Source organism: Sphingomonas arabinosi (assembly GCF_036663715.1).
Lineage (GTDB): Bacteria > Pseudomonadota > Alphaproteobacteria > Sphingomonadales > Sphingomonadaceae > Sphingomonas.
This window is the reverse complement of the sequence record NZ_JAXOJN010000002.1, coordinates 190,387-202,569: the sequence shown is the minus strand read 5'-3', so window position 1 is coordinate 202,569 and position 12,183 is coordinate 190,387. Positions and strand designations below refer to the sequence as shown.

At 65.4% G+C, this 12,183-nt stretch carries 9 protein-coding genes and 1 pseudogene; 3 read left to right on the top strand and 7 right to left on the bottom strand.

Going from position 1 to position 12,183, the window contains the following annotated elements; genetic code table 11:
- The first annotated feature begins 130 nt into the window (after positions 1-130).
- Positions 131-772 carry a carbonic anhydrase gene (locus U1708_RS03885; RefSeq protein ID WP_332742936.1) on the top strand — a complete coding sequence of 214 codons (642 nt, stop codon included), beginning with the start codon at positions 131-133 and terminating at the stop codon, positions 770-772.
- On the opposite strand, the gene U1708_RS03880 is transcribed toward U1708_RS03885, so the two are convergent.
- The 3 genes and pseudogenes from U1708_RS03880 to aspS all read right to left on the bottom strand — a co-directional run bounded on the left by U1708_RS03880 (position 758) and on the right by aspS (position 4,981).
- Positions 758-1,534 carry a polyphosphate kinase 2 family protein gene (locus U1708_RS03880; RefSeq protein WP_332742934.1) on the bottom strand — a complete coding sequence of 259 codons (777 nt, stop codon included), beginning with the start codon at positions 1,532-1,534 and terminating at the stop codon, positions 758-760. The genes U1708_RS03885 and U1708_RS03880 overlap by 15 nt on opposite strands.
- Positions 1,531-2,937, bottom strand: a pseudogene (locus U1708_RS03875) (APC family permease). The gene U1708_RS03880 and the pseudogene U1708_RS03875 overlap by 4 nt, the downstream one beginning before the upstream one ends.
- A gap of 220 nt (positions 2,938-3,157) precedes the next feature.
- Positions 3,158-4,981 (bottom strand): aspartate--tRNA ligase, encoded by a 1,824-nt coding sequence (aspS, locus tag U1708_RS03870; RefSeq protein WP_332742932.1) that lies wholly within the window; start codon positions 4,979-4,981, stop codon positions 3,158-3,160.
- 91 nt (positions 4,982-5,072) lie between these two features.
- On the opposite strand from aspS, the gene rnd reads away from it, so the two are divergent.
- Positions 5,073-6,248 (top strand): ribonuclease D, encoded by a 1,176-nt coding sequence (gene rnd / locus U1708_RS03865; RefSeq protein ID WP_332742930.1) that lies wholly within the window; start codon positions 5,073-5,075, stop codon positions 6,246-6,248.
- A complete protein-coding gene (locus U1708_RS03860) occupies positions 6,245-6,541 on the top strand; it encodes an I78 family peptidase inhibitor (protein ID WP_332742928.1) in 297 nt (98 codons plus the stop codon). The genes rnd and U1708_RS03860 overlap by 4 nt, the downstream gene beginning before the upstream one ends.
- 30 nt (positions 6,542-6,571) lie before the next feature.
- Here the strand turns inward: U1708_RS03860 and U1708_RS03855 are convergent, their stop codons facing one another.
- Genes U1708_RS03855 through U1708_RS03840 form a run of 4 tightly spaced genes read right to left on the bottom strand, consistent with a single transcriptional unit; the run spans position 6,572 to position 12,162 of the window.
- Positions 6,572-8,083, bottom strand: coding sequence for a Ppx/GppA phosphatase family protein (locus U1708_RS03855; protein ID WP_332742926.1), 1,512 nt, complete (start codon positions 8,081-8,083; stop codon positions 6,572-6,574).
- The gene (locus tag U1708_RS03850) at positions 8,080-10,245 is read right to left on the bottom strand and encodes an RNA degradosome polyphosphate kinase (protein WP_332742924.1); all 2,166 of its coding nucleotides are present in this window, start codon (positions 10,243-10,245) and stop codon (positions 8,080-8,082) included. Before U1708_RS03850 ends, U1708_RS03855 begins: the two co-directional genes overlap by 4 nt.
- Positions 10,246-10,261: 16 nt before the next feature.
- Positions 10,262-10,906: an HdaA/DnaA family protein gene (locus tag U1708_RS03845; protein ID WP_332742922.1), complete on the bottom strand. Its 645-nt coding sequence runs from the start codon at positions 10,904-10,906 to the stop codon at positions 10,262-10,264.
- Between the two features lie 11 nt (positions 10,907-10,917).
- A complete protein-coding gene (locus U1708_RS03840) occupies positions 10,918-12,162 on the bottom strand; it encodes a heavy-metal-associated domain-containing protein (protein WP_332742920.1) in 1,245 nt (414 codons plus the stop codon).
- Positions 12,163-12,183: the final 21 nt, after the last annotated feature.

The following is a 12,183-nucleotide window of genomic DNA, read 5'->3' as shown; positions in this document are numbered from 1 at the left end:
GCACAACCGGGTGACGCCGGCTTGCGGACCCGATAAATTATCGTAGGGAACATGTTCCAACATGACAGGTTTGTCATGTTGGAACATAAACTGATATGAAAGGCTAGCTGTGCCAACTCACTTTCCGGAAATGATCGAAGGTTATCATCGGTTTAAGGACGGCCCCTGGGACGAGCAGCGCGAGCGCTGGGCGGAACTGCGGGACGGCCAGAGCCCGAAGGTGATGATCATCGCCTGCTCCGACAGCCGCGTCGAACCGGCCCAGATTTTCGACACGCTGCCGGGCGAAGTGTTCGTCGTTCGCAACGTCGCCAACCTGGTACCACCGTTCGAAACCGGTGGTGGCTATCATGGCGTCTCCGCCGCGATCGAGTTCGCCGTCACCCAGCTGAAGGTCGAAGAGATCGTCGTGATGGGCCACGAGAAGTGCGGTGGCTGCAAGGCGGCGTTGACCCAGGCGTTCGCCGATGCCGACCACGGTGCTGGCGGCTTCGTTTCCGACTGGGTCAGCCTGCTCGACGGTGCACGTGAAAAGGTGATCTCGAAGTACGGCGAGAGCGAACAGGCTGGTCGCGAGATGGAGCTTGAGTCGGTCCGCACCTCCATTGCCAACCTGCGCACATTCCCGTTCGTGACCGAGGCCGAAGCCGCGGGCACGTTGGCGCTTCGCGGCGCCTATTTCGGGATCGACAAGGGCCAGATGCTGCTGCTCAACGAGGATGACGAGTTCATCCAGGCTGAAGCAGCAGAGGCGAAGTCAGCTAAGGCCTAACGCCTTCCTTGCTACCTTCTCGACCTTCGGGTCGAGCGGGGGCGGCTCCATCGAGACGCCAGCTTCGAGGCGGTCCGCGATCAGCGTCAGCGCTGCGATCCGGGCCGCCTTCTTGTCGTTGCCGTCGATCACGGACCACGGCGCCGTCGCGGTATCGGTACGCGCGAACATCTCGTCCATCGCCGCCAGATACTCTTTGCGCCGCGACCGGTTGTGGTAATCGTCGAGGCCTGTCTTCCAATGCTTCCACGGATCGAGCAGGCGTGCTTCGAGGCGCCGGTCCTGTTCCTTCAGCGTGGTATGGACGAACAGCTTAATCAGCGTCGTGCCGCTCTCGACCTGTTGGGTCTCGAAAGCGTTGATCTCATCATAGCCGTGACGCCATTCGGCATCGCTGGCGAACCCTTCGACCCGCTCGACCAGGACGCGTCCGTACCAGCTGCGGTCAAAGATCGCGATGTTGCCGTTGGCGGGCAATCGCTTCCAGAAACGCCAGAGGAAATGATGCGCCTTTTCGTCCGCAGTCGGCGCGGCGATCGGCCACACCTTGTAGTTGCGCGGATCCCATTCGGCGGAAAGCCGCTGGATGATGCCGCCCTTCCCCGCCGCGTCCCAGCCTTCGAGCATCACGATCGCGCGCTTGCCGTGCACGATGTGCGCGACCTGGATATGCTCGAGGCGCTCCTGTAGTTTCTTCAGGTCGTGCTTGTATCTACCGGCATAGTCAGCGCCGTCTTCGTAATCGGCCAGATGTATCGTCATGCATCGCGCTCCGTCGCCAGTTTCGGGATGAGAACGTTCCAGGGCCCGCGTCGGCGCAGAACGAACCAATAATAGCAGGCAGACCCCAGGATCTGTACGGCCGTCATGATCAGGCCCGGGCGCCCCTCCTCGAGATCGAGCCAACTGGTCCAGGCGACATAGCCTAGTGCGAGCAACGTCACGACCGGCGCCAGCGGGTAGAGCGACATCCGGTACGGCGCGTGGCTCGTCTTGCCGGTCCGCATGCCGACCATCACCGCGACGCAGATGCCGGCATAGATAGCGACGAGGCCGGTGCCGCTCAGGACCAGCAATAACTGAAGCGGCAGGAAGCACGCGACGATTCCGAACCCACCGACCAGCAGCGTACCGACCCATGGCGAGCCGAAGCGCGGGTGGACCTGCGCGATCCACTGGTCGAGCGGGCAGCCCCAGGATCCGTCGCGCGCAGTGCCGTAGAAGAACCGTGCGCAGGCGAGAATGCAGGCGATCACCGCGTTGACGATCGCGACGACCACGCCTACCGAGATCCAGTCCGCCATCGCGGTCCCGCTACGCAAGTCGACGAGCAGGCCGAACGGGTCTTCCGCAGTGAGTATGGCGTGGAGATCGGGGGCGCCGACCAGGACGGCGACGATCGGCATGCCCTAGAACAGGAGTGTGAGCGCGAGCGACGCCATGATCGCGCGGGCGATCAACCGGGGGGCGTCGAGCATCTCCTCGCCGAAATACACCGCCGCGCCATAGCCGTTGAGCGCGAAGATCGCGATCGAGGTGGCGAGGCCGATCGAGGCTGCGGACGCGGGGACGAGCGCACCGGCCTGGGGCATAACCGGGTGGAGCAGGAGGTCGCCGACCGGGCGGACCGTGTCGGCGAAGCCGAGCAAGACGACGGCGACGATCGCGATGACCTCGACCAGTAGGAAGAGACCGGTGAGCCAGGCGTTGACCCTGATCTGGAGGATCGCGACCAAGGTCGATCCTGCGACGACGGCGATCGCGATGGGGATCTGCGGGAGTCCGGGGATGAGCGTGCCGAGCACCGCGCTGACCCCGAGCCCTGCGACCGGCGGGAAGAGCAGGTTGTTGAAGACGTTGACGCCGAGCATGACGAAGCCTGCCATCGGTCCGAGCGTCTGCTGGACGGCGACATACTCGCCGCCTGCGACCGGCCATGCTGACGAGAGTTCGGCGTAGACGAAGGCGGTGGCGACGTAGACGAGCCCGGCGATGAGCGTTGCCCAGACTGCGCCGGTTCCCGCGACCTGGAGCATGCCGGGGACGATGACGAACACCGATGATGTGGGGGTTGCGACGGAGAGGGTGAGAAACAGGACGCCGGTGACGCCGAGGCTGCGGACGAGGGTAGGCGGTGCGGCCGGTGTCGTCTGATTTTCGAGCATGCCATCCCCTTAGCGTGTGGGGGTATTTGCATGGTTCTGAGGTTGGCGAAAGCGGTGGGATGTTTAACGTCTTTCCCTCGCCCCTTCGGGGAGAGGGAGGGGCCCGGCCGCACTTGCGGGTGGGAGGGTGAGGGGAAGTTGGCGCAAACCAACCGCCCCTCACCCTCCCGGCGCAATCGCGTCTCCTTCCCTCTCTCCGTAGGGGCGAGGGACAGTAAGATCACCCCGCGTTGGCGGCGACTACTTTGGCCGGATCCTTCGGACCATCGACCGTCAGGCGGATGTTGAGTTCCTTCAGCTGCTTGGCGCTGACCGGGCTTGGTGCGCCCATCATGAGGTCCTCGGCCTTCTGGTTCATCGGGAAAAGCACGACCTCGCGGATGTTCGGCTCGCCCGCGAGCAGCATGACCATGCGGTCGATCCCGGGTGCCGAGCCACCATGAGGCGGTGCGCCGACCTTGAACGCGTTGATCATGCCGGCAAAGTTCGTGTCGACGTCGGCCTGCGTGTAACCGGCGATCTCGAACGCCCTGTACATGATCTCGGGCCGGTGGTTCCGGATCGCGCCCGACGACAGCTCGACGCCGTTGCAGACGATATCGTACTGGTACGCGAGGATATCGAGCGGGTCCTTGGTCTCCAGCGCCTCCATCTCGCCCTGCGGCATCGAGAACGGATTATGGCTGAAGTCGACCTTTTTGGCATCCTCGTCATACTCGAACATCGGGAAGTCGACGATCCAGCAGAACTCGAAGCGGTTCTCGTCGATCAGGCCTAGGTCGGCACCAATCCGCGCGCGGGCGGCACCCGCGAGTTTGGAGGCTGGTAGTTCCTTGCCGGCGGCGAAGAAGATGCCGTCGTTCGGGCCGAGGCCCATCTCGGCGATAAGCTTGCGGGTGGCTTCTTCGCCATGGTTCTTGGCGATCGGGCCGCCGAGTTCGCCGTTCTTCTGCGTGATGTAGCCGAGCCCGGCATGTCCCTCGGCGCGCGCCCAGTCGTTCATGTCGGTGAAGAACTTGCGGCTCTTGTCGGCGGTGTTCGGCGCGGGGATCGCGCGGACCACGTCGCCACTAGCGACGATGCCCGCGAACAGGCCGAAGCCCGAATCGACGAAGTGATGGCCGACGTCGTGGATCAGGATCGGGTTGCGCAGGTCGGGCTTGTCGCTGCCGTACTTGAGCATCGATTCGCGGTAGGGGATGCGCTTGAACGGGAGGGCCGACACTTGGCGCCCCTTGCCCTGCCAGTCGGCAAATTCCTCGAACACGCCGTGCAGCACGGGCTCGATCGCCGCGAACACGTCGTCCTGCGTGACGAAGCTCATCTCGAAATCGAGCTGGTAGAACTCACCCGGCGAACGGTCGGCGCGCGCGTCTTCGTCGCGGAAGCAGGGTGCGATCTGGAAATAGCGGTCGAAGCCGGCGACCATCAGCAGCTGCTTGAACATCTGCGGCGCCTGCGGGAGCGCGTAGAACTTGCCCGGATGGACGCGGCTCGGCACGAGGTAATCGCGTGCGCCTTCTGGCGACGACGCAGTCAGGATCGGCGTCTGGAATTCAGTGAAACCCTGCGAGTTCATGCGGTTACGCAGCGATGTTATCACCTGGCTGCGGAGCATGATGTTGGCGTGGAGCCGCTCGCGGCGCAGGTCGAGGTAGCGATAGCGCAGGCGGATATCCTCGGGATATTCGGCCTCGCCCGCGACCGGCATCGGCAGCTCGCCGGCCATCGACTGGACGGTCGCGGCGGTCGCACGGATCTCGATCCCGCCGGTCGGGAGGTTCGGGTTGACGGCTTCGGGTGCCCTTGCGGTGACCTTACCGGTGATCGTGACGACGCTCTCGCTCTTCAGGCCTTCGATGACCTTGAAGACCGGGCCGCTGACGTCGGTGACGATCTGCGTGATGCCGTAATGATCGCGCAGATCGATGAAGACGAGGTCGCCGTGATCGCGCTTCTTGTGGACCCAGCCGGAGACGCGGACCTCTTCGCCGACCTGTTCGGGGCGGAGGGCGGCGCAGTTGTGGGTGCGATAGGCGTGCATGATGGGTCTTCTCGGACGATAAACAGGTGCCTCGCGCTTCCCTTCCCTACCGGCCTTTGTCAAGCCGCCGGACCCTCGCTATGGAAACGTGATGCATATCCACCCGCTAATCTCCGACAGTGCCACGCTCGCCAATCTGTGCGCCCGAATGGCCGACGCCGACTATGTGTGCGTCGACACCGAATTCATGCGCGAGAGCACCTATTACCCGGAACTCTGCCTGATCCAGATCGCCGACGACAAGGAAGCCGCGGCGATCGACCCGATGGCACCGGGAATCGACCTGAAGCCGCTGCTCGACCTGCTCGTCGAGAATCACGACGTGCTGAAGGTCGTCCATGCCGGCGGGCAGGACATCGAGATCGTCTACAACCTTACCGGCAAGACACCCTTCCCGCTGTTCGATACGCAGGTTGCGGCGATGGCGCTCGGCCAGGGCGAGCAGATCGGCTATTCGAACCTGGTCGACAGCTGGCTCGGCATTGCGGTCGACAAGGGTGCGCGGTTTACCGACTGGGCGCGCCGGCCGCTGGATGCGCGACAGATCGAATATGCGATCGGCGACGTGACGCACCTGTCGAAGATCTTCCCCAAGATGCTCGAGCGGTTGCGCAAGACCGGGCGCGGCGTGTGGCTCGACCAAGAGATGGAGCGGCTCGGCGATACCGCCAATTACGCAAACGATCCCGATCTGGCGTGGAAGCGCGTGCGGATTTCGGGTCGCAAGCCCGAGGTGCTGGGGCGACTGAAGGCGCTGGCCCGGTGGCGTGAACTGGAGGCGCAGGCGAAGGATTTGCCGCGTGGGCGGATCGTCAAGGACGAGACGCTGGGCGACATGGCGGGGCATCCGCCGAAGAAGCAAGCGGATCTCGCGCGGGTGCGTGGGCTTTCAGCGACTTGGGCCGGCAACGACATCGGCGGCCGCCTGATGGAGGCGATCGAGGGTGCGCAGCCGCTTGGCGAGGATGAGTTGCCGCCGCGGGACGATCGCAAGCCGGGGCTCGGCAAGGAGGGTTCGCTGGTCGCGGATCTTCTCAAGCTGCTGTTGAAGATCCGCTCGCGAGATATTGATGTCGCGTCGAAACTTCTCGCTCGGACCGATGAGCTGGAGGCGCTAGCGGCCGGTGTTCGGACTGGCCTTCCGATGCTGGAGGGCTGGCGGTTCGATCAGTTCGGGCGCGATGCGCTCGATCTGGTCGAGGGGCGGCTGGCGTTTGCTGTCATTGGCGGGAAGCTGAAGATGACGCGTACGGAGGATGCCGCGTGAGGATCGTCATGGTTGCGGCGTTGCTGGCGTCGGCGGCATGTACGCCGGTCGAGATGCGCGGCGAGACACCGGCCGCTTCGCCGGTTGCGGCCGCCTGCAACGCGGACGCTCTGGGCGATCTGGTCGGGAAGCGGGCCAGCGATGCTAGGGCGGACGTCATGCAGACGCGGTCGGGTGCGCGTACGCTGCGCTGGATCGCGCCGAATACCGCCGTCACGATGGACTTCCGGTCCGACCGGCTGAACGTTTATGTCGATGCCAAGGGCCGGATCGAACGGTTTACCTGCGCCTGATCGCTTTGATCCTCCCCTTTCCAGGGGGAACTAGGCGAGAGTTAGCAATGGCTTGCGGTTAAGGGCAGCCGCGAGGGCGGCATGGCGCCGTTCCACCGCTTCTCCGTAAAGCCCGCGATCGTCCGAGCGCAACGTCAGCGTGAGCGACACGCCGTCGTCGGCGAGGCTCGAGCGTTTGAGGGGGCCGGCTAGGCCGCCGCTCATTCGCTGGCCTAGCCGCATGGCCAAGCCCCAGGCGGTCGCGCTCTTTACCGCCGCCGGCGGTGCCAACCGTCCGACAGGATCTGCCGCCGCCAAGTCACCACCGAGGCTCGTGTAGAGGGCTTGCGCCAACATTCCCCGGCCGGGCGCATCGATCGCGACCCAATTGCCGTGCAGCGCCACTTCTACGCCACGTTCGGCGCGGAACTCGGGGTTGGCGCGCCAGCCTACGTCGGCGAGGAGGCATGCCGTGTGGCGAATGCGGGCCATTGCCGGCGGCTCGGTGGCGAACAGCGGCGAGATCCAGCGATCGAGGAGGTCGCCGTGCTCGGGGAAGCGGCCGAGCAGGCGTCCCTCTTCGCGCGCGGCGACGATGAGCGGATCGAGCGCGCGGTCTGCGGGCTTGAGGTGTTCGTAGAGAAGGCCTTCGCGCAGGCCGTAGGCGGACACGACCGTGGTCCTGCTACCGAGCTGCCGCATCAGCACGCCGAGAAGCGCGGCGGCGTCGGCGAGCGTTGCCGTGCGGCCCGACGACAGGCCCGGGATCGCCTTCAAGCGCGGCTTGGACAGTTGCGGAATGGTCCGGCTGAGGCGCGTAACTGTCGCCGCGGACATCGAATATTGGTGGATGATCGGCAGCGGATAATCCGACAACTCCATGTCCAGCCGCGCCAGCGCCCGCCATGACCCGCCGACGAGATAGAGCGGAAGCCCCTGCCCTTTCGCGGTCCAGCCGGCCTCGCGCACCAGACGCGCCACGTAGCGGGCGAGCACCTTGCCGCGCTTCGCCCGGATCGGACCGATGCGAAGGACGCCGAGCGGGAACGAGACGCGTTCCTCGATCTTGCCGCGGCGGACGCGGACGAGTTCGAGGCTGCCGCCGCCGAGATCGCCGACGATGCCGTCTGCTTCGGGGATCGCGGACAGGACGCCATAGCCAGCTGCGCTGGCCTCCTGTTCACCGGACAGAGTCTCGACCTTCAAGCCGAGTTGTTCGGCCGCTGCAATGAGTTCGCCTCCGTTCTTCGCATCCCTTACCGCCGCCGTGGCGACCGTGCGGAGCGTCGAGCACTCCATCTCCTTGGCCACGGCTGCGAAGCGCGCGAGCGCGACGCGTGCCGTCTTCAGCGCCGACTTCTCGATCGCACCGGTCGCGGCAAGTCCGCGTCCGAGCCCGGCCAGAACCTTCTCGTTGAAGCGGATCGCGGGCAGACGCGGTGGGCCCTGATACACGACCAGACGGATCGAGTTGGAGCCGATGTCGATGATCCCCGTACGCGGGTGATCGTCGGTCTCGGCCTTGGGCGTGGAATTGCCGAACAGGATATTCGTGACGCTCATCGTTTCCGCCGAAGCGACAGAGTCGGCACGGCGTTGCTGGTCGCGAGCGAGGCGCCGCGGCCGGAGAGAGACGGGTTGGTCATGAAATACCGATGCAGGTTGAACGGACGGTCGCCGGGATCGACGCGGCTATATTCGCCGTCGGGGCCTAGCTCCCAACTCTGCTCGTTGTCGATCAGGTTCGCGACCATGACCTGATCGAGGATCTGATCGTGGACGGTCGGGTTGAGGATCGGCAGCATATATTCGACGCGGCGGTCGAAGTTACGCGGCATCCAGTCGGCGGACGAGATGAACAGCTTGGCGCCGTCGTTGGGGAGCGCCTTGCCGTTACCGAACGCCCAGATTCGACTGTGCTCGAGGAACCGACCGATCACCGATTTCACGCGGATCGTCTCGGACAGGCCGGGTACACCGGGTCGCAGGCAGCAGATGCCGCGGATGATGAGGTCGATCTCGACCCCTGCCCCGCTCGCCTCGTAGAGCTTCTCGATCACCGCGGGGTCGACCAGCGAGTTCATCTTCGCCCAGACGCCCGCCTGTTTGCCGGCGCGTGCGTTGGCGATCTCGACGTCGATTAGGTTCATCAGATTCTGGCGCAGATCGCGCGGGCTGAGACTGACCTTCGCCATGTCGGTCGGTTCGACGTAGCCGGTGATGTAGTTGAACATCTGCGCCGCATCGCGCCCGACCGCGGCGTCGGCGGTGAAGAAGCTGAGGTCGGTGTAGATCTTGGCGGTGACCGGGTGATAATTACCGGTGCCGAAATGGCAGTAGGTGCGGAACGCCTGGCCTTCGCGGCGGACGACCAGCGAGACCTTCGCGTGCGTCTTCCAGTCGATGAAGCCGTAGACGACCTGCACGCCTGCGCGTTCCAGTGCGGAGGCCCAGACCATGTTCTGTTCTTCGTCGAACCGCGCCTTCAGCTCGACGACGGCGGTGACGGATTTGCCCGCCTCGGCCGCGGTGATCAGCGCGTTGATGACCGCGGGCTGCTTGCCGGCGCGGTAGAGCGTCTGCTTGATCGCCACCACGTCGGGATCGTTCGCTGCCTGCTTGAGGAAGGCGAGCACAACCTCGAACGTCTCGTACGGGTGGTGGACGACGATGTCCTTCGCCTTGATCGCCGCGAAACAGTCGCCGCCGAATTCGCGGATGCGTTCGGGAAAGCGCGGCGTGAAGGGCGGGAACTTGAGGTCGGGGCGATCCTCGTCGACCAGCCCGTCGAGATCGACGATGCCGAGCAGATTGCCGCTCTCGGTGATGATCGCGTCCGCGCCGCCGAGTTCGTCCTTTAGGACGGCGGCGAGCACGTCCGGAATGCCGGTTTCGAGTTCGAGCCGGATCACGCGGCCGCGGCGGCGGCGCTTGATCGCGTTGGCGAAGTAGCGGACGAGGTCTTCCGCCTCCTCCTCGATCTCCATGTCGCTGTCGCGCAGGACGCGGAAGCTGGCGGCGGCGAGGACTTCGTAGCCGGGGAACAGGACCGGCGCGAACCGCTTGAGGATCGATTCGATCGAGATGTAGCGCGCGGGCTCGCCGGGCAGGCGGACGAAGCGCGTCATCGTGTGCGGTAGCATGACCAGTTCGCGGACCGGTTCGTTATCGGAACGGCGGACGAGGTCGAAGATCACCGACAGGCCGCGGTTCGGGATGAACGGGAACGGATGCGCGGGATCAAGCGCCTGCGGGGTCAGGATCGGGAAGATCTGATCGCGGAAATGCGTTTCGAGCCACTCGTCGGCTTCGCCTTCGACCGCGTCGCGCCGCAGGACGAACAAGCCGGCCTCGTCGAGCAGTACGCGCAGGTCGCCCCACACCGCCTGCTGGCTCGCCATCAGTTCGTCGGCCTCGCGGACGATCGCGGTCAGCTGTTGGCCCGCGGTCAGGCCATCGGCCGAGCGCCGGTCGACGTCCTGCGTCTGCTGGCCCTTCAAGCCGGCGACGCGGACCATGAAGAACTCGTCGAGGTTCGAGCCCGAGATCGACAGGAAGCGGAGCCGTTCGAGCAGCGGATGCGCAGGATTGCACGCCTCCTCCAGCACGCGGCGGTTGAACGCCAGCCAGGACAGCTCGCGGTTGAAGAACCGGTCGTTCGGCTCTGCGCCGATGGGATCGTCGTCGTCTTCCGCTTGGCGGACGATATGCGCTGGACGGTTCATCGGTCCTCTTGGGGTCTTATGGTGACGTGAAGAGCGGCAGATCCAGGGCAAGCTGTGGCCGGAGGATCAGCCCGGCCTCGGTGAGTGTGGTTCGTGCCAGAGGAATGGACAAGCGCTTGCGACGTTCCATCGCCTCCTGATCGAGCGCATCGACGGTTCGCGTTACGGTAATATGACTGCGCTCGATTCTCGTGGCCAGCCAGTCGATCAGGTCGGCCCGCGCGTCGAGGCTGCGGCGCTCGAACAGATGCGCCAGCAGCAGCCGCATGAGCTCGTCGTCGGGCGCACCGATCGCTGCGATCGGGCTGGCCGCAAGGCGCGAGCGGAGGTCGGGAAGCTTCACCTTCCACTCGGGCGGCGCTGCGTCGGCGACGATGAGCAGCGGCCTGTGGTTCTCCTGCGCGCGGTTCCAGGCGTGGAACAGCTGCGCCTCGGGCACGCGCTCGGCATCGTCGATGATCGTCCCGCCGCTCTTCGCCGCAAAGATCCGCGCGAGCAGGCTGCGGCCCGATTTGCGCGGGCCGGTTAGGATGGCGGTCATGACGGGCCAGGTCGCCCAATGCTCCAGCGTATGGACGGCCCGCGAGTTGGAGGGGGTAACCAGGAAGGCGTCGTCGCGAGGGTCCGCCGGCCACCCGAGTGGCAGCGCGATTTGAGTCATCTTGGTCGCGCTCACCCTGTCGTCACGGTATCCGCGGGAAGGTCCGGCGGAAGAAGTTGGGAAACCCGGCGGATCCGGATCGTCTGGCCCGAGCCGAAGACCTGATAGCCGCGCGCTTCGAGCGCGGTCTTCAGCGCGGTGGGGTCGCCGTCATAGGCGACGCGCATCAGCGAGACGCCGCCGAGCGCTAGGCTGGTAGTCGCGGCCGAGCGGACACCAGGGATCGCGCGGAGTGCGGCTTCGGTCGACGATACGGCCGTGGCTGCGGGCGTGTCGAACTGAACCGTGATCAAGATGCCCTCGCCGCCGGTCAACGCCGCAATATTGGCGTCGGCGGTCTCGTCGCTCGGCAGGTCGTCGGTTACTGCGGCTTCGGGCGTTGGCGGCGGCGACAGGCTATAGTCGACACGGAGCGAACCGTTGCGACGCGCCTGCTGATACAGGTCATCGATCCGCTTGACGCCGGTGTCGAGCAGTTGCGGCAGGCCGTCGGACGTTCCGACACGGAGCGTGAAGCGGCCGATCAGATCGTTATCGGGGCCATGACGTGCTTCGAAGACGCCGATCACCGGGCCACCCGGCCATTGTCGATAGAGCTTCACGACCGGAGACAGCACGTCGCTCGCACCGTATTGGTCGAGGATCGTCCGCCACCAGCCGCGACCGGGGCGCTGCGTCTGGCCAACGTTGAGGAGGAGCGCGTCGGGGCCGGAGCCGGACGGGCGAACATAATCGATGCTGCTGTTGCCGGTACGATAGCGCGCCCAGGCCTGCTGCCACTGCGTGCTCTGCTCGAACGATTGGCCGACACCGCCCGAATATTGGATCGGGATGGTTAGCATCGGCTGCGAGCGATCGGCGTAGGTGGATATGCCGAGGACGGAGCCCGCGCGAGTGCGGTTGAACAGCACGCCGAGCTTGGCGATGTAGCGCTGCGGGCCGATCTGTTCGTTCTCGACGACGATCCCGGAAACCAGCGAATCGAGCGTACCGTCGGAAACGAGGCCACCACCGCCGCCAAGCCGGTTCGACAATTGCACCCAGGCTTTGCGCTGGGCGAGCCGCCAGCCGCTGTAGCGTGCGGCGTCGGCGGTCTTGCCGGCTACGTCGACGGTGACGCCGCTGACCTCGTAGGCGCTGCCGCTGTCGACCGGCGCTGCGCCTCGGCTGCCACCCTCGATCTGCGCGAGCACGGCTCCGCCGCTGAGCAGCAAAGCGGCGCCGGCAAGCGCGGTGGGGAGGGTACGGATACGCATCAAGCGGGCCTTTTGGCGAAG